The sequence below is a fragment of the Polyangium jinanense genome (assembly GCF_028435265.1).
GTDB lineage: Bacteria > Myxococcota_A > Polyangia > Polyangiales > Polyangiaceae > Polyangium > Polyangium jinanense.
The window spans coordinates 1-17,568 of the sequence record NZ_JAGTJK010000022.1; the positions used below are offsets into that span (position 1 = coordinate 1).

16 protein-coding genes are annotated in these 17,568 nt (G+C 68.3%); 5 read left to right on the top strand and 11 right to left on the bottom strand.

The window, feature by feature from the left end; all coding sequences use genetic code 11:
- Positions 1-188 precede the first annotated feature (188 nt).
- On the bottom strand, positions 189-1,229 hold the full coding sequence (locus KEG38_RS31305) for an NAD-dependent epimerase/dehydratase family protein (protein ID WP_272423598.1): 1,041 nt from the start codon (positions 1,227-1,229) through the stop codon (positions 189-191).
- Positions 1,230-1,305: 76 nt separating this feature from the next.
- Between KEG38_RS31305 and KEG38_RS31310 the strand changes: the two genes are divergently transcribed.
- Positions 1,306-2,001, top strand: coding sequence for a LamB/YcsF family protein (locus KEG38_RS31310; protein ID WP_272423599.1), 696 nt, complete (start codon positions 1,306-1,308; stop codon positions 1,999-2,001).
- 338 nt (positions 2,002-2,339) lie between these two features.
- Positions 2,340-3,134 (top strand): hypothetical protein, encoded by a 795-nt coding sequence (locus KEG38_RS31315; RefSeq protein WP_272423600.1) that lies wholly within the window; start codon positions 2,340-2,342, stop codon positions 3,132-3,134.
- 115 nt (positions 3,135-3,249) lie between these two features.
- Here KEG38_RS31315 and KEG38_RS31320 read toward each other — a convergent pair whose 3' ends face one another.
- The 6 genes from KEG38_RS31320 to KEG38_RS31345 are packed head-to-tail and all read right to left on the bottom strand — an operon-like array spanning position 3,250 to position 9,854.
- Positions 3,250-4,389 carry a hypothetical protein gene (locus KEG38_RS31320; protein ID WP_272423601.1) on the bottom strand — a complete coding sequence of 380 codons (1,140 nt, stop codon included), beginning with the start codon at positions 4,387-4,389 and terminating at the stop codon, positions 3,250-3,252.
- 15 nt (positions 4,390-4,404) lie between these two features.
- Positions 4,405-5,142: a hypothetical protein gene (locus KEG38_RS31325; RefSeq protein WP_272423602.1), complete on the bottom strand. Its 738-nt coding sequence runs from the start codon at positions 5,140-5,142 to the stop codon at positions 4,405-4,407.
- A 46-nt stretch (positions 5,143-5,188) separates the two neighbouring features.
- Entirely contained in the window at positions 5,189-5,776 is a 588-nt protein-coding gene (locus tag KEG38_RS31330) for a hypothetical protein (RefSeq protein WP_272423603.1), read from the bottom strand.
- A gap of 4 nt (positions 5,777-5,780) precedes the next feature.
- Positions 5,781-7,442, bottom strand: a complete 1,662-nt coding sequence (locus KEG38_RS31335; protein ID WP_272423604.1) for a hypothetical protein — start codon at positions 7,440-7,442, stop codon at positions 5,781-5,783.
- Positions 7,439-8,329, bottom strand: a complete 891-nt coding sequence (locus KEG38_RS31340) for a hypothetical protein (RefSeq protein WP_272423605.1) — start codon at positions 8,327-8,329, stop codon at positions 7,439-7,441. Before KEG38_RS31340 ends, KEG38_RS31335 begins: the two co-directional genes overlap by 4 nt.
- A complete protein-coding gene (locus tag KEG38_RS31345) occupies positions 8,322-9,854 on the bottom strand; it encodes an AAA family ATPase (protein ID WP_272423606.1) in 1,533 nt (510 codons plus the stop codon). The genes KEG38_RS31340 and KEG38_RS31345 overlap by 8 nt, the downstream gene beginning before the upstream one ends.
- Positions 9,855-10,435: 581 nt before the next feature.
- On the opposite strand from KEG38_RS31345, the gene KEG38_RS31350 reads away from it, so the two are divergent.
- Entirely contained in the window at positions 10,436-12,376 is a 1,941-nt protein-coding gene (locus KEG38_RS31350) for a multicopper oxidase family protein (RefSeq protein WP_272423607.1), read from the top strand.
- A gap of 18 nt (positions 12,377-12,394) precedes the next feature.
- Here the strand turns inward: KEG38_RS31350 and KEG38_RS31355 are convergent, their stop codons facing one another.
- Positions 12,395-13,303 carry a zinc ribbon domain-containing protein gene (locus tag KEG38_RS31355; protein ID WP_272423608.1) on the bottom strand — a complete coding sequence of 303 codons (909 nt, stop codon included), beginning with the start codon at positions 13,301-13,303 and terminating at the stop codon, positions 12,395-12,397.
- Positions 13,304-13,392: 89 nt separating this feature from the next.
- Between KEG38_RS31355 and KEG38_RS31360 the strand changes: the two genes are divergently transcribed.
- Positions 13,393-14,445: a C2 domain-containing protein gene (locus KEG38_RS31360; protein WP_272423609.1), complete on the top strand. Its 1,053-nt coding sequence runs from the start codon at positions 13,393-13,395 to the stop codon at positions 14,443-14,445.
- A 4-nt stretch (positions 14,446-14,449) separates the two neighbouring features.
- On the opposite strand, the gene KEG38_RS31365 is transcribed toward KEG38_RS31360, so the two are convergent.
- The 3 genes from KEG38_RS31365 to KEG38_RS31375 form a co-directional block, all read right to left on the bottom strand.
- On the bottom strand, positions 14,450-15,226 hold the full coding sequence (locus KEG38_RS31365; protein WP_272423773.1) for a Uma2 family endonuclease: 777 nt from the start codon (positions 15,224-15,226) through the stop codon (positions 14,450-14,452).
- A 107-nt stretch (positions 15,227-15,333) separates the two neighbouring features.
- Positions 15,334-15,702 (bottom strand): copper-binding protein, encoded by a 369-nt coding sequence (locus KEG38_RS31370; RefSeq protein ID WP_272423610.1) that lies wholly within the window; start codon positions 15,700-15,702, stop codon positions 15,334-15,336.
- A gap of 82 nt (positions 15,703-15,784) precedes the next feature.
- Positions 15,785-16,516, bottom strand: coding sequence for a VOC family protein (locus tag KEG38_RS31375; RefSeq protein ID WP_272423611.1), 732 nt, complete (start codon positions 16,514-16,516; stop codon positions 15,785-15,787).
- A gap of 239 nt (positions 16,517-16,755) precedes the next feature.
- Between KEG38_RS31375 and KEG38_RS31380 the strand changes: the two genes are divergently transcribed.
- Positions 16,756-17,511, top strand: coding sequence for a hypothetical protein (locus KEG38_RS31380; protein WP_272423612.1), 756 nt, complete (start codon positions 16,756-16,758; stop codon positions 17,509-17,511).
- Positions 17,512-17,568: the final 57 nt, after the last annotated feature.

Below are 17,568 nucleotides of genomic sequence, written 5' to 3' on the forward strand. Positions count from 1 at the left end.
GCCAGCGCTGCCGGCTTGATGGGCAGGGTCGTCGTTGGTCTTGACCTGGCCTGTTCGATGAACTGCGCATCGCGCAGTTCATCGACCCCGAGTCCAGCGCTTGCGCTGGTCCGGGTCCCGGGGCGGATAGCCCCGGGTGGGGCCTGGGGCAAAGCCCCAGCGCAGCGCCTCCCAGATGAGACCAATGCTCAGGCGCGCCGCTGCGCGCGATACCACGCAATCGCATCCCGCAACGTTTCGTCGAGCGGGCGTACGCCTGCTGCGAAGCGCGTCGTGCCCATCGGCGGGCCCATCGCATACGCGTCGAGCACGAGCAGGAGCGCGAGCGACGGGAGCGGCGAAGGCCGACCGCCAAGCGAAAGCGCCGCCTCCATCCAGAACGCGCCCGTCGCGGAGAGCCGGGCCGAAGCGCGCAAAAGCGGAGGCCGCACGCCCGCGAGCTCGCAGATACGCGCGGCGAGCACGTCGGTGGAAACGTCGTGCCCCGTGATCGGAATCGGCGTGCCGAACGCCTCGGCTTCCAGCGCGCCGCGGATTGCCGAGGCCGCGTCGCGGATGTCGACCACATTGACGACGCGGCGCACCGTGGCCGGGACCTGGCCCGAGAGGAGCTGCGGGACGAGCGCGAGCTCCTGGGGCTTGTCGTCCCAGGGGCCGAGGAACGCCGTGGGATTGGCGAGGACGGCGGGCAGGCCGTGGCGCGCGGCATCGAGGACCATACCCTCCATGTGCGCCTTGACCGTGAAGTACGGATGGCTCTGCCGGCGGAAGTTCGTTTCGAGCGTGGCAAGGCCTGCTTCGTGGCGAGGCAACGTGGTGAAGGAGCCGATGTACACGAGGCGCGCCCCGCTCCGGAATGCAGCGTCGAGGACCGCGCGCGTGCGCGTCACGGCATACCGAAGAGGATCCCGCTCGGCCGAGGATTGCGGGGCGAAGCGGTGGACCGGATAAGGCGCTGCGGCGTCGACGAGCACGTCGTGCCCGCGGGCCCACGCGTCGATCTGGCCCGGCGCGTCCGCGTCGCCGACGGCGAGGTCGACCTCGAGGCCGGCGAGGTTCGGGGGGCTTTTCCTTCGCGTCGCGGCGGTCACCTGGTAGCCGTGCGCGAGCAGTTCGCGGACCATCGCCTGTCCGATATGCCCCGTGGCGCCGAGGACGAGGGCACGGGCGCGGGCGCCGCTCGGTTGCATCGAGCGCGGAAACCATGCCGGCTCGGCGGCGTCAAGCACCCACGCGTCCTATGCGGAGACCCTTCGCGATGAGACTACCCAGGCGGCGGCGCCCTGCGTTACGATGGTCGGCCTCATGCGCGCGGTCAGCCTCAACATCCCCGTGGGCCTTCGACTGGACGAGCCACGGGAGCTCTACAAGTTCGCCACGATGGCGAGCATCGCTTGCGGAGGCCCCGGCGTCGACGAGCGGTCGATCAAGCGCGCGATCCAGCAGGCGAAGGAGTCGTGGGCGAAGATCGTCGCGCTCGTCTCGTTCCCCGCGCACGGCGGGCCGATCGGACCTTCCGTCGAGCCGGAAGAGGTGCGGAGCGTGGTGCGTGATCAGTGTACCGCGATGCTGCGCGTGGCCGAGTGGCAAGGCGCGCGGATCTTCGCGGTGAAGGCGACGGATCCGCTGCTCTTCGCGGCGACGGCGAACCAGCGCGTGGCCGACGCGATCCTCGACGGCGCGTTCGAAGGGTTGTCGATGGACGTGCCCGTGATCGGCCCGTTCGAGGGTCCGATGCTCGACTACGTGCGCACCGGCGGGCTCGATTATCTGCGGGAGGCGTACGCGGATCGGGGCTACCGCGCGGATGGAAGCCTGATCCCGGAAGGCGAGCCGGGCGCGATGGTCGAGAGCGCCGCAGCCGCCGCGGAGAACGCGCTCAGGCTCGCGAGGACGAGTCGGTTCGACGCGATCGGGGTGCACGGAGAAGGTCCGCTCGCGGTGGAGATCGCGGGGGCGGTACGGACGGCGCTGGAGAGTCAGGGGCTCTTGTCGCGGTAGGCGGCGCGCTTCGCGAGATACAGCGGTCGCTCTGCGAGTTACAGCGGTCGCTTCGCGAGTTACAGCGGTCGCTCTGCGAGCTACAGCGGTCGCTTCGCGAGTTACAGCGGTCGTGTCACGAGCCGCAGCGGTCGCTCTGCGAGTTACAGCGGTCGCTTCGCGAGCTACAGCGGTCGTGTCACGAGCCGCAGCGGTCGCTCTGCGACGTACAGCGGTGGCTCCGCGACGTACAGCGGTGATGCCGCGACGCGCAGCGGTGGCTCCGGGGCAGGACGAGGTGACGACCGGACGGACGCAGGTGGTTTCGTGATGCCCCGAAGTTCGTTAGGCTACGCCGCATGCCCATCAATACCGACACAATCCCGAAGACGCGCCGGCTCACGCTCATTCGATTGGGCGAGCAGTTCGGCTCGCAGGACACGCTGGATCAAGCAAACCAGACGCTCGGCGCCTACGAAAAACACGCGCCGCTGCTCAGGATGTCGGGCTTCGGCGCGAAACACGCGGCGGAGCTCGCAGGAGCGCGCGACGGGCTGGTCGAAGCGGGCGTGGGGCGCGAGGCGGCCAAAGGCAAAAAGAAGGTGACGGGCGAGGCCTACGTCAAGGCGTACAACCAGGCGGCGACGGCGCGGATCAACGCGCGCACGGTGCTCGCGGGGGTCAAGGAGGACCTGGAGGCGAGCGGGGAGGCCGAAGAGGCCGCGGCGACCGTTGCGGCGGCGTTGCGGCAGACGCGGTCGGCCGCGAAGAAGGCGGAGCCGCTGGCGCAACAACTCGCGCTGCTCGGCGATACGCTGAAGCACCCGGTGGTGGCGCCGGTGGCGGCGGATCAGGGCGGGCCCGAGGCGCTGGCGGACGTTCAAGCGTCGATCCCGGCGCTGCGAAAAGCCGACCAGGAAGACGTGGGCGGGCGCGGGACGCCCGTGGAGACAGAGACGCTCGACCTGCTCGACGGGATCATCGTGCAGCTCGTGCGAAGGGCGCGGCGGGCGGCGTTGGCAGCGTCGAAGCGGCTCGGGAACCCGGCGATGGCGGAGGCGTTCAAGCTCGACAGGTTGTACCGGTCGAAGGGCGGGAGCGGCGCGGAGGAGGAGGCCGGCGAGGACGAGGACGCGGAGGAAGTCAAGGGGTAAGTGGGGGACGTGGGATGATTCGCCTGCGCCTCGGGCGCGTGGTTCGAGCGACGAGGAGGGTGGGCGCCGCGGCGTTGGCGGCGCTCGCCCACGCCCGCGTCGTCCCTGACGGTACTCAGGTCGATGGCTCGGCGCCCTTGCGCGCTGCTTCGAGCTTGTCCCGGAGCTCGCCCAGGGACTTGATCCATTGTCGGTAGAACCTCGGGGACGGCCCATGGCGGGGGGGTTCGAGCTTCGCGCGGGCTTCGCTCCGTCGCGCGAGCCCTGCTTCGAGCCCACGCTGGAGCTCAGCAAGGAAAGGTTCGAGCACGGCGAGGCCCTCCTCGGGCTTCTGGTTCTCCCCGCAGGACTCCGCGTAGTACGTCGTTTTCCAGCATCGTTCCGAGATGCTCGTGAAGCCCACGCGAACGAGATCGTTCCAGGCCTCCCGGCAGACCTCGAAGGGCTGTTTGAGCCAACAGGCTGCCTGGAGAATATCTTCGGCGATGCGCTGCCTCACGTTGAGCACGAAGGCCTGGAACGCTTGGCCTTCGCCTGCGCGCGCCACAGTGTCCGCCTCGATCCGTTTGTAATCGGCGGCGACCTCGGCGAAGCTTCGATCCTGCGATCGTGCAAAGCTTTTGAAGACGGCCCTGCACGCTTTCCTGAGCTCGTCGTCGATCTCGTCGATTTTCTCTTTTTCCGGGGCCGGCTGGGACGCCTCGTCCATACGCCGCGTCCTTCGGCTCGGGCTGAGCTGGCCCCTTTGCTGGGCCAGGAGCTCGTCACGGAGGTCCCCGTACCGCTCAAGCTCCTCTTCGTAGAAATCCGTGGGGCGCTGCGCCGCCCTGGCTTCTTCGAGCCCGCGCTCGAGTTCGGCGAGGAGGGGTTCGACCACGGCGAGCCCCTCCTCGGGCTGCTCATCATACGCGCAGCAATCTAAATAAGACCAGGTCGTCAGGCACCTTATCCAGATATTCGTAAAGCCGAGGCGAATCAGCTCGTTCCAGGCCCCCCGGCAGACCTCGAAGCGGGGCGCCTTATCCCGTGCTGCGGAGAGAACGTGTTCGGCGATGCGTCTCCTCACCTCGAGCGCGCTGCGTTCGTCGTCGCCTGCACGCGCCACAAACTCGGCTTCGAGCCCGCGGTAGTCGTCGACGACCTCAGCGAACGTTCGGGTCCGCTCCGTCGCTTTCAAGTAAATGGCAACGCTCGCCTCCGCAAACGCCGATAAGAGCTCGTTGTCTTCTTCTACTATTTCTTCGTCCGTGCTCATCACGTCCCACTGTTGCTAATTGGATTTGTAAACACAACTTGCCCATCTGCCGTTCGTAAACCGAACTCCTTTGGGCCATTCTTGCTCAGCCTTACACTTCTCGTGGCACATGAGGCATCTCTTTGAGCCATAGACGGACCCCGGGTCGCTCTGTCTAGACGAATCCAGGCAAGCGTTCAGGTGCTTACCGCATTCTTTCTCCCACTCTTCCTTCTCTCGAACCGTCACCGCAATATCCTTGCTGAGCTCCAGCTCGGCGGCCATCACGATGATGACGGGGCCTACTTCGATGATGAGGTCGGCGAGGGCGATCGCCACGGCCACGAGCACCCCGGGGTTGCCGACGAGGCCACGCTCGGCCGGCGTTTGCCCGTTCGCAGGCGCGGTCGACTCGGACAGGCGCAGCTTGCGCAGCCCGAGTAGCTCCTCGGGGATGGTCATGCCTCGCAGCGCGATCCGCGTACACGCCGCGAGATCCGCGTGGGGCACGCCCTTCGACGCCACATCGACCACGCGGCCCTCTTCATCGACCGTCACCGTGTAGTCGAACGTGTAGTACCCCCGGTGAAGGTCGCCACCGAACTCATCCACGCATTCGCGTAGGCGCTCCGCGGTGGCGTCCGGCACACGCGGGCGGTCGTCCTGCTGCGCCAGTTGTCTGACCGTGGCCCCGCAGCCGAGCGGCACGACCGCCATCGTCGCGCAACCGAGGAACCCGAAGGAGAGGAGGGTGCGCAGGCGCGAAAACTTCATTCTCGGGATGCAATCAGGAAACCTCAAATCCTGGCAAGGATGATCCTCACCCCTTCCCCGCCGCCCGCCGCGCTCGCTCCGCCTCGGCCATGAGCCGCCCATAATCGAGTCGTTCGAGCGCCGCGCGCGCCTCGGCCAGGCTCTCCCCCGCGACGGATGCGCCGAGCCCGAGGACGAGCCTACGCGCGAGCTCCTCGCGGCGCAGCGGGCTGCCGCGCAAAAGATCGAGCGTCACGAGGCTCGATCCCCGCGCGACATCAAAAAGCCCTTCCCGCGCCGCAGTGCGCGCGCGACCTTCGAAGATGCGCTTCAGCAGAGCCTCGGGAATCCCGCGCCGTTCGAGCACGAGCACGAGCAGCGCGAGCCGCTCGATCGCGCCGCGATCAAGCTCTGCGGCGATTGGATCGAGCTCCAGCGGATCGACGGGCTCGATCGCGAGATCCCGGCAGAGGTCCGCGAGTTTGGCCCGCGCGACGTCGACATCCAGCGCGGCGGGCTCGATCTCCGCGAGGACCTGGCCGAGCGCGGCCAGGATCGGCGCGAGGTCGAGAGGCACACTTTCCGGCAGGAGCCGGGCGTCTTGCGTGGCCGGCGCGGTCGTAGGCTTCGCGGTCCAGTTTTTCAGGAAAGACATGGCTCTATCCGCTGGGGTGGGTCGTGCCCGGGTCGTCGAACAAGGAGAAGGCGAGCTCGGCCGCGACACGCGGGAAATCGCCGAGCGCGCGCACGGCGACGACACGCGCCCCGGCCTGCTCGTAGCGACGCACCTTTTCGCGATTCGGCGCGTGCAGGAGGAGCACGAACGCCGGTGAGCGTTCGGCCGCACGCGCAAAGATGGTCGCGTTTTGCCGGTGCGCGTCGTAGTTCGCGTCGAAGTCGCTGTCGGTGATGACAACGCGGATCGGCTGCTCGGAGCGGGTCTCTTCGACGGACGCCGCGAGGACGTCGAATGGGAACTGCGTGCCGCCGCCGATATAGCGCATGAGAAACCTCGAAAGCACACGCTCGGAGCGGCAGAAGTCCCACGCTTTTTCGTGGCCCACCGAATAGACGAGTGCGCGCGCCGCGCCGCCCGCGCGGATCGTGCCGGTCGCGAGGATCTGCGCGGCGAGGGTCATCGCGTTGAGGGCGCGCTTCGGGTCGGGCATGGATCCGCTCACATCGAGGTAAATCTCGGTGCGACCGAGAAACGACGGCGTGCTCTGGCCCTCCTCGTCGGCAATGCGCTCGCGGAGCAGCGGCATCGCGGCGCCGAGGGTCTCGCCGCGGCGGAGGAGCGTGGCGACCCAGTCGATATCGGCGACCGGATCGCCGGGCTCCCATTCGAGGTGCGTGGTGGGCACGAGCGCGTCGGCAAAGACGCGGGCAGGCGGCGGACGAAAAAGGTATTTTTCGGCCTCGCGGCGGTAATGGGCCGCCATGGCCGTCGTGAGCAGCTCGGATTTGCCCGCGCCGTCGCCCGGCATCGCCCCCGCGCGGCGTTCGAGGCTCTGATCGGCGAGTTTTTCCGCGAGGTCCTTCGAAAAAAAACCTTCGCGGATCGCCCGCTCGATTGCCGCTTTTTCGCTCTTCTTCGGCACGAGCGCCGCGGCGAGATCCTCGGCCGAGAGCTCACCTTCGGCGCAGTCGCCTTCGCCCGCGTGTTTTTGCGCGGGGCTCGCCATCGCGTATCGCCAGGCGATGGAGGCGAAATAAAGGTACTGGAGCGTGACGTCGGGCGCGAACGCGAAGAGGTGTTCCGCGACGAGCTTCGCGTCGAGGCGGTGGTCCGGAAAAGCGCGCGCGAAGGCGGCGGCATTTTTCCCGAGCAACTCCCCTTCCCTTCGTTGCCAGAGCTCTTCAATCACGGCGCGCTGGAACGTGAAGAGCACGTCGTCAGGCGCACGCGCGCCGCGCGCCACGAGGATGCGGCAGAGGTCGTCCTCGATCGAGGGCAAACCCTGGCCGAGCCGCTCGTCGACGAGCAGGTCGTAAAACGGGCCCGTGAGCGAGCGCGGCAGGCGCGGCAAAAACGTGCGTTCGAGCAGGAGGAGGCGCGCGTGCTCGACGGGATGGCCCGGGAACGCGACGTGGTGGCCGAGCTCGTGGGCGATCAGCGCTTCGAGCGCGTCTTCGAGTGAAGCCTCGGCAATGGGGCGCGCGCCGAGGCGGATCGTGCGCGAGGCGAGGTCGATGCGGGCGAACGTTTCGCCATCCGGGTCCACGACGGGTTCGCCGATCAGGAGATACGGCGAGTAACGCGCGAGCGCGCGAGGGAAGGCGCGCGCCGCAAGGGATGCAATGCGCTCCTCGGCGCTCAAGGGCTCTCCACGAGCCAGAGGCGTTGCGAGTCGAGCGCGGTCGCGACCACGAGGCCCGCGCGCGAGGCAGCCACGCTGTGCCCGCGTTTCCAGTGCGGAAGTGGGACGCGCGCGTCGCTCACGTACAGGACGGCCTGCCCGAGCGTGACCGTGGGCAAGCTCGGATCGGGCTCGACCTTGTCGGCGAGGCACGGCGAGCGGAACGCGAGGTTCGGGGCGCCACGCGCGCCGAGGAGCACGCCCGCGGAGAGATCGGGCCGCTTGCGATCGTGGACGCAGACGAGCGTGGGCGCGCCGAAATGCACGCGGCCCGGCAAGAACGCGGATTCGACCTCGCGCAGATCGATGGTCCGCACCACGAACGGTCCTTTCCACGTGGAGCGGGCGCGCGGCGCGAGCGCGGCGTCGAGGATACGGAGGAGTCGGCCTTCGAGGTCGAACCGCGCGCCGGCGCTCGCGGAGGCGCTCGGCGCGGCCATCGCGGAAGCGACGCAGAGGTTCAGCCACGGCGGCTCGCCGAACAGGCCTTCGCCGAGGTTCCATGCCTTCGCGAGCAGGCCCATGCGCGCCTCGATCGGGACGGTGGGAAGGGTGTCCGGGAGCATGTCCACGAACAGCCATTCCACGAGGTTTTCCGGCCTGCGCACGCGTGGCGCGTCGCCTTCGCCCACGACGCCGGGCCGGATGTATCCGAGCCCGATCGCCTCGACCACGAGGCCGAGCCAAGCCTCGAACGCGCGAAGCGAGCTCTCGGACCCGTCGAGGCCCGCCGCGAGCCGCTTGCCTGGCCCAGCGAGGAGCGCTTCGAACAGCGCGGCGTCCCAGCGGGAGAACCGGCGTTCTCCCTCCCGTACATGGTGCGTCGCCAGCGCTTCGAGATCACTCACGGGCCCCTCCTTCCAGTCGCTCGGCAGCGGCGAGCCTGCGCTGGTAGGACTCGTGGAGGCTCTTCAGGAGCACGAGATCCTCGTAGATCGGCCCCGACAAATCGGCGCGCTTGAGCAGCTCCTCCATCGCGCGCTGCACCTTGCCGACGCGGCGCTTGAGCTCGGCCGTGGTGGCGCCGAGCGCGGTCGCCTCGGCCTCGGCCTGAAGCTCGCGCACGCTCGCGCGGAGCGGCGCGTAGGCCGCGTGCTGCACGGCCGCTTGATCGAAGAGGCGCGTGATCCACGTGGCCCGATCGAGCAAAAGAACGCGGCTCTCGGCCTTCTGGAAGAACGCGCTCTGCAGGTTCGGCCGGAGTTTTTCGAAGAGCGTGAACGGCAGGACGAGGCGCACGTCGGTCACGGAGACTTCGCTCTTGCCGCGGAAATACGCGAGGGCCTTGGCGAAGAGCAGGATGGCCTGGAGCGCGCGCGCCGAGACGCCATTTTCAGTCTGCGTGCAGACGTGGACGTTCTTGTCGAGCGGGCAATCCTCGTTGCAGACGTGCGCGACCTTCTTGCCCGCGAGGTGGAGCGTGTCCTTGTTGCGGTATTCGAGGACGTCCGAGGCCCTGCGGCAAAAATCGAGCTGGCCCGCGAAAAACCCGAGCACGTCGAGCACACTCTCGGGGACCGGGACGGCGCGGATCTCGGCCTCGGCTTGATCGAGCTCCTCCGCGGAGAAGACGACGTCGGCCGGGATGCGCGTCTCGGGCGGTCGCGCGGTGGCGACACGCTCGGCGAGGGCATCGAGCGAGCGGGCGTGGAACGGCGGCGCGCGGACGACGACGTCGATGCGATCCTTGAGGGCCTCGATGACCTGGAACGTGCCGCCGCCGGAGTCCTCGTTCGCCGTGAGATACCAGGCGGATTTGCCGGCGAGCGCGACCTGCTCGAAACTCTCGGCGTAGCCCTCGGCGAGGAGCGAGAGGAGCGCGGACTGGGTCTTCGTGGGGATGCGGTTGTACTCGTCGATGATCTTGACGCGCTTGCCGATCCAGCGGCGCCACTCGACACGGATCTCACGGGATTCCTCGGCCTTGACGAGGCTACCGGGCAAGGGGCTGCCGAGCAGATCGGCCGTGGTGAGCTGGGGATGGCCGTGCTGGACGATGCGGCGGATCTCGCCCTCCGGGATGCCCGCGAGCGCGGCCATGATCGTGGCCATGGTGGTCTTGCCGCGGCCCGGAGCGCCAACGAAGAGCAGGCGCTGCGAGGTGACGAGGCAAAGGAGCGGCAAGAGGACGTACGAGGCGTGCGCCGCGCGGCCGAGATCGACGCGCGCTTCGCCCTTGCCGAGCGTCGTCGATTCGCCGAGCTCCATGTCGAGGTACGGGCACACGAGAGCTTGCGTGGCGATCCACGTGTAGGCGCGGCGGAGCTTGCCCGAGAGGCCCGCGCTCCTACGCGGCCCGAGGACGAGCGCGCCGTCCTTTTCGACGCGGGCGCGGCCGTCGAGCCACGAAGCGACGAGGCGATGGGGATCCATTCGTGCTCGCGACTATGCCAGAGCTTGTGGCGGGAGCGGGAGGCCAATCGAGCCTCCCGTCGTCGTCGCGCTGAGGATTGGTCTCTTCTTGGGGGCGCCGCGCCGGGGCGCTGCCCCGGGCCCCGCGGGGGCTGTTCGCCCCTCGACCCGAACCAGGGCAAGCCCTGGACTCGTGGTGGAAGAACTGCGCTCCGCGCAGTTCTTCCAACGGGCCGGTGTGGCAAGACCAGGGACAACGTTGCCGGTTGAAATGGCAGCGCGGCTCTCTTGATTGGCAGGGTCGCTCTTGGTCTTGACTCGGCCTGTTCGATGAACTGCGCATCGCGCAGTTCATCGACCCCGGGTCCAGCGCTTGCGCTGGTCCAGGTCCAGGGGCGGATAGCCCCTGGTGGGGCCTGGGGCAACGCCCCAGCGAAGCGCCTCCCAGAGGAGACCCATGGTTTCCCTCCTCGATGGCCGGATCCTGGCCATCCACTGACCACCTGCGGCCATCCGAGAGGATGCCGTTCGTCTAGAGTCGACCTCGGAAGGCCCGGAAGCAACGAATCACCGGCGCTCGAAGCCGGGCGTGGAGGGAAACCATGAAGCAAGGGAGCCTTGGCTTACCCATTTCGCGCGCAGGTCGATGCGCGTTCCTTTTGCTGAGCGCGGTGCTCGGCGGTTGCTCGGACGAAGCGGCGCCGGCTGGCCCGCCCGAGATCTTCGAGAACCCGCCGGAGCTCGCGCCGAACGCGGCGGGGGTCCACGAGCTGCGCCTCGCGCCGAGCGAGGTGACGATCGGCGGAAAGAGGTATTGCCTGCGGACGTACAATGGATCGATCCCGGGGCCGACGATCCGCGTTCCTTCGGGGACCGACCGCAAGGTGCGGGTCAATCTGCACAACGACTTCAAGCGCTCCGATTATCGGCTCGTGGCCGGGGCCGCGAACACGTCCGCCGTCACGTGCCACGATTTCAACCTGACGAACCTGCACGCGCACGGCGCGCACGTCCAGCCGAACTACGCGACGCCCGCGGCGGGGGATCCATGCGAGGGCTCGGGCTGCGGGCCAGACGCGCGGTACCACGCCGACGACGTGCTGCACGAGGTGCCGCCCGGCGAGATGGCGCAATACCGCTGGGATCTCGACGAGGACGGGACGCACCACGCGGGCTTCAACTGGTATCACCCGCACATCCACGGTTCGACGGCCATTCAGGTGACGAACGGCGCCGCAGGCGCGCTCATCTTCGAGGGGGATCTCGACGAGGTTCCCGGGATCGCCAAGGCGAACGAGCGGATCATGGTGCTCGGCGGCGTGCCCATCAACGTCGAATCGACGCGACCGCTCGCGGATGGAGAAGCTTGCTCCGAGGACACGCTGTCGGCGAACGATTTCGAGGCTGCGGAGAACGATACGAAGCCGACGCTCGTGAGCGGCAAGCTCTTGCCGCACATCAAGACGTCGCCGAATCAGGTCGAGCGTCTCCGGATCGTGCACGCCGGCACCCCGAACGAGCTCGGAATGAAGCTCCACCCCTCGGAGGATCCGACTTGCGAATCGTTCGACGTCCTCCATCCGATCGAGATCACGCAGATCGCCCGCGACGGCATCACGCTGCCGAAGTTTTACGTGAGCGATACGATATGGGTATCACCCGGATATCGTATCGAGGCGGTGGTGAAGATGCCCGCCGAGAAGACGACGCTTTGCCTCGTGGGGCGGCGCCCGGCCGATCCGCTCGGGAGTCTCGTGGCGATCTTCGACGTGGATCCGGCGAACGGCGAGCCGACCGAGACGAACATGCCGGAGGAGTCGGCCCTCGCGGCCATCGCGCCGCCGACGACGTTCATGGGCAAAGTCGACGGCCAGACGATGGAAGCGAGCTGCGAATCGGTCGAAAAGGTCCACCAGAAGATCGCGCTGCTCGTCCCCACGCCGGGCGAGGAGCCCGACCCGGAAAAACCCTCCGAGCTCGGCTCGTGCAGTCCGAACGACCACATGCACGGCATCGATCCGGACGCGCCGACGTGCCTCTGCCCCGCCCCGAACATCAGTTGCCGGCGCTTCGACGATCGGCGCGCCTGGGGATATCGCAGCGACCGGGTAATGGAGGTCGGCACGACGGAGAAATGGGAGATCCGCGCGTTCGACGGGCACCCGTTCCACATTCACATCAATCCGTACCTCGTCTGCGCGAACGATTCGAACAAGGAGCCGAATTTCCCGCACTGGCGTGACACGTTCTGGGTGCAGGCGGAGGACGGGCCGCGGCAGATCCTGACGAACTTTCGCAAGTTCACGGGTCAATTCGTGCTGCATTGCCACAAGCTGAACCACGAGGACATGGGCATGATGGAGCTCGTCGAGATCTGCCCTGAGGGCGATACGGCCTGCCTTTGCCAAGGCACGGACGCCGCCGGCAATTGCATCAGCCAGGCCGGGTGCAAGACCGAGGATCTCCAGTGCCAGTTCGCCAAGGAAGCGACGGACGCGTTCCCACTCCCGCCCGCGCCGAATCCCGCACTCTGCGGTCCGTGATCCTCAGCACCCGCGACGTCAGCCCCGGCGCGCCGTATCCCCCACGCGCCGGGCCAGCGCGTCGACCTGGGCGTCCATCTCCTGCCGCTTCTGCATGCCGCGCTTGGTGCTTCGCACCATGAAGACGATCGACAGGACGAACGTCCCGAGGAACGAGAGCCACATCTCGGTGCGCGTGACCTCGGGCCCCTCGGGACGCCCGATGGCGATGACCGTGACCATAGCGGCGAGGATGCCGAAGAACACGAGGAACACCGAAACGCCGACGAGGCGATCCCCGGCGTTCGCAGCCCGATCGTAGCTCTGCGCTTGCTCTCTGTCCGCGCGGTCTTTCGAGGCGCGCGCCTCGCCGAGCAGGCTCGCGGCGAGCGCAAAGGGGACGAGGAGGCGGCTCCGGCAATGCTTGCAATCGGAGACGGCCTCGCCCGCGCGGAACGAATGCATGGCGCCGCACCCGTCGCAGCGGACGATCCCCGTCGCGGCGAGGGTCTCGATGTCCGGAATGTCGTACATGACGCCCCAGCCGCGCGTGAAGGCGGCGAGGGACAAGACCCAGCCGCCGAACAAGATCCCGAAATAGAGAAGCGGCAGGCCCATGTTGACCTCCCCCGTGATGAGCCCCGCGACGAAGGCGAACGTGAGGAACGTGGCGAAGCCAATCACCCCGAAGATGACCGGTTTGGCGGCCTTCGCGTTTTGCTCGTAAAACGCCGCGACGAACCGCGCCTGGAGCTCTTTCTTGGCCACGGCGACGACGTCGCCGACGTAGGCGAGCATGGCCCTGCGGAGCCCTTCGTCGAGGGGCGTGACGGCGCCGCAATGGCGGCAGCGCACGCGGGCGTCGCCGAGCTCGATGGGCAAGGGCGCGCCGCACGCCGGGCAAGTGGGCGCGCGTCCGTGGATGGGCTCCTTGGCTTGCGACGTCATTATGCTGGTTTGGCGTATCACGCAGGTCGCGAGGAGAGCAAGCCGCCTCGTCCCCTACCCTTCCCGCTCGTTCTGGCGTACGCTGGGGCATGCGCCGGATCGGATTCGTTTCGCTCGTGCTCCTCGCCGCGGCCTGCGCCGAGCCGATGGGAGAGCCGGGGACCCCGAGTGTTTTCCAGGAGCCGCCCTGGCTCGTCGTCCGCGTCGACACGGTGGAGGTGACCCCGCTCCGGCCAGGCACGCAGGTGCCCTGGGACGACATCGAGCCCCAGCCGACCGACGGCACGGCGTGCGGCATGCTCGGCCGCATGATGGCCACGACCGATCCGATCACGGGAAAAGGCGCCGAGGCCCTCTGCCCCATCGATCCGCGCCCGCGGCCCGCAAACGCCGACGCGCGGCTGCCCGATCTCGTGGTGCTGCTCGGCGTGGGCAGCGCGGCCCATTACCAGACGCCGACCGCGCACGATACGATGCAAACCACGTTCAACGGCGAATTCGTGATTCCAACGAATTCGATCCCGGCCGAGGGCATCACGCTTGCCGTGGTGGATCGGGACGGCGCCGGGGCGGAGGTGATCGGCGGGGTGAAGCTCGGGCGGCAGGAGCTGCTCGCCGCGCAGGCGACGCGGCCCGTGTTCTCGATGCGCGGCGGAGGCGTGATGCGAATGGATCTCGCCGTGATGGCCGTTGCGAACCCCATGGAGTCGGCCGAGGCGGCGGTGACGGCGCAGGCGGGCGGCACGCTGGTGTCGATGCGGCCGATTCGCGCGGGCGAGGTGGTCGAAATCGCGGCGCGGGGGCAATACCGGATCGGGACGGGGCGCGGCGCGTGGATCGATCCGCGCGGGTATTTCGAGAAGGAACCGCACGACCCGAACTTCGACAACGAGCCCTTCCGGTCCGCGCCCCACGGCGCCGGCATCGCCGCGGTGGGAGGCGGCGACGCGCGAATGGGGGCGATCGTCGCGCCTTGCGCGCGGTTCGTGGCGCGCACGCCCGGGCTCGTCTGGGTGGGGCTGAACGATGCGGATCCGCGCAACAACGAGGGAAACGCGACGTTCACCGTGAAGGTGGCCGGACCGCTTCCGGCCGAGTGGTCCGAGGGGAAGACGTCGACGCCGTGCGGGACGTTTCCGTGAAGGGTCAGCGCAGGGCTTCGTCGACGGTCTTCGCGACGAGCGTCTGATCGAGCCAACGGTCGAGGGTCTCGAGGTCGGTCGTCCCGTCGATGCGCGCTTCCTGGGCTGCGTCGAGCGAGATCCCGCGCTTGCCGAGCTGCCGGCGGAGAACGGCGCGCGCGTGGGCGAGCTCCCCGGCCTCACGCCCTGCATCCCGCACGGCCTCCAGGCTCTCGTAGCCGCGGCGCTGCAAGAGGTTGCGCAGCGTGGCCTCGTGCGCGGCCTCGCGGTCGTACAGAGCCTCGACGGGGACCGGGTTCTTCAGGATCCCCGGCGCCTCGAGGGATTCGCCCGGCCGCACGGTGCGAAGCTTCTGCCCCGGCGCGTACACCTCGACCCTTCGCGGACCCGTGAGCCACACGACCCACACGTACTGCGTGCCCGCCGCGAGGAGCTCGGCGATCTTCGACTGCAGCTCCTCCTCGTCCTGCCCGCGATCCGCGTATTCCACCGCGAGCGGCGGCGCACCCTGCACCCAGCCGGGCACGTCCGGCACGTGGCCCACGGCCACGTCAGGCGCACGCATCGTCCCCGGCTCCGGCGAAAATCCCGCGTCCACGCCCGCCTGCTCGACGGCCGGATCCGTCTCCAGCACCGTGCCGCCGAGCAAGTTCGCCCGCGCGCCGCGACCGCCTGTCGGCAGACACAGGATCGGATGCCCGTTCGAGAGCTCGTACGGGTCCCCCGAGCGGAGCTGCTGGGCCTGAAACGGGCCGGGCGCGAAGAGCTTCGTCGGGTGCATCGTCACGTTGGAGACGATACCACGAAAAATGGCGGGGAACAGGCTGTTTTTGTGACGTCGAGGGTCAAAAAAGCCGAGACAAACGGGCCCGTCGACACACCCCCCTGCTACTTCGGCGGCGCGGGCGTGATCGACTCGACGAAGAGCCGCCCGTCCCGATCCGAGAACGTGAACGACACGTCGTCGCCGACCTTCACGTCGCGCAAAAGCTCGGGCTTGGCGACCTCGAACATCATCGTCATCGCCTTCATGTACCCGGGGATGTCCTCGTGGGCGATCGTGATGTTGTCCTTCTTCTCGCCGATCGCGCGCACCTTGCCGCGCGTCGTGTACGTCGCGCTCGGGGCGGCGGTCGGGACGGCGCCGCTGCCGGAGGGCTCCTGCGAGCGCGAACAGGCAGGCGCGGCCGCGAGCAGCACCGCCGCGACGGTCGCGAGGACCGCCGGGCTCGTTCGATGACTGGAAATCACGCGCATGCGGTTGCTCTACCACCGAGAAGGCAAAAACGGGAGGAGAAGCGAAGGCGACGGCCGACGCGGCCAGCGGGGGCGGACGAGGCTAGGCCCGCGCCGCGGACGCATGCAGGGCAAACGCGGCCCCCTGCGGGTCGTCGCAGACGGCGACACGATCGCCATTCGGGAGCTCACGCGGGGCGAGCACCTTGCCCCCGCGCGCGCTCACCTTGGCGAGCGCTTCGTCGAGATCTTCCACGTGGAAATAAAAGAGCCAGTGCGGGTGGACATGCGGCAGCCGAGCGCTGCTGACCATGCCACCCACGCTCGGCCCGCCTTCGTCCCACGAGAACTTCAAATACGCGCCGAACTCCGGCCCGAAATCCACCGTCTCGGTCGCCTTCCAGCCGAACAGATCCGAATAAAAAGCAAAGGCCCGCGCATGATCTCGCGTGTTGAGGTCGTGCCAAACGACCACGTCGCCGCTCGTGGTGTCGCTCGACGAGACGAGCGAAAGGACCGAGCCGAATGGGTCGCGCAGGATCACGCGCGTCGCGCCACTTTCGAGCGTGCGCGTCGGTCCGAGTTGCTCCCCCCCTTGCGCGAGGATGCGATGCGAAAGGCTCTCGACGTCACGCACGGCAATATGCCCGAGCCAATGCGCCGGCGCGCCCCGGGCCGCGGCGCGCTCGGGCAACGGCGAACATCCGGCGACAGGCCGATCGCCTCGGAAAAACAGGTTGTCCCGCATTCGAAAGCCGAGCACGTCGACATAAAACGCCTGCGCCGCGCCCGTGTCGGTCGTCCTGAGCTCGTACCAGCAAAACCCGTTCATCATCGTCGTTTACCTCGCTCGATCCGCTCGCCGGCCTTGCCTCGACCTGTTCGATGAACTGCGCATCGCGCAGTTCATCGACCCCGGGTCCAGCGCTTGCGCTGGTCCGGGTCCAGGGGTGGACAACCCCTGGTGGGGCCTGGGGCAACGCCCCAGCGTCGCGGTTCGGGATGAGACGATAGCACCGCTTCCTCGCCTGCTTCCGCTCGCGCGCCGGCCATCCCGTGGTATGGGACGGCTTCGTGAGCGCCACCTGGTTCGTCTACAGCCCCCTCTCGCCCCGCGCGATCTCCGCGCTCGCCGACGAGTACGAACGTCATCTCGAGGCCTACATCGACGAACACGTCGATCGGATCGACGAGGACGAGAGCGTGCCCGAGGTCGCCGCTGGCGGCGAAGTCCCGCCCGTCTCGGAGCTCCAGGCCGCTTACGCGCTCGCCAAGCGCCCACTCCCCAAGCCCATCCTCGCGCGCTACCGCGCCTGCAAGTCCGTCCTCACCCTCGACCGGGCCTCGGACCTCGAGGTCGGCCCATGCCGCGGCCTCGTCTCAACCTTGCGGTACCTCCTGCCGCGCGCCGGCGAAGGCGCACTGGTCTTTCCGAACGACGTACCGCTCGTCCCCGTCGAGGAGATGCTCGCCCGGATCGAGGACAAACGTGGCCTGCCCGGGTTCGACGGCGACGAGGACGACGACGAGGACGACGATGTCCCGGCGATGGGGAAACCGATGGGCAAGCCAAAGGACGCGCCGGGCCAGGTGCGCGCGCTCCGCGTGCTCGCCTCCCTCGAAGGGCTCATGAACGATCCGGAGCTCTCCCTCGATCTGCGCGGCACGCTGCAGCGTTCGTCGAAGCTCGCGCAAAGGTACGCGGCCCTGCTCGTGGAGGACGGCGCCGTCTCCGACATCAAGGCGAGCAAGGAGCTCGGCGTGAGCGTGGAGGAGCTCACCAAGATGGCCGATGAGCTCGATCGGACCCTGCTGGCGCTGAAGGACTAGCCGGCGCGCGCGGGACGGCACGAGGACACCTTTCCAGAGACAGTCGCGAAAACGTGG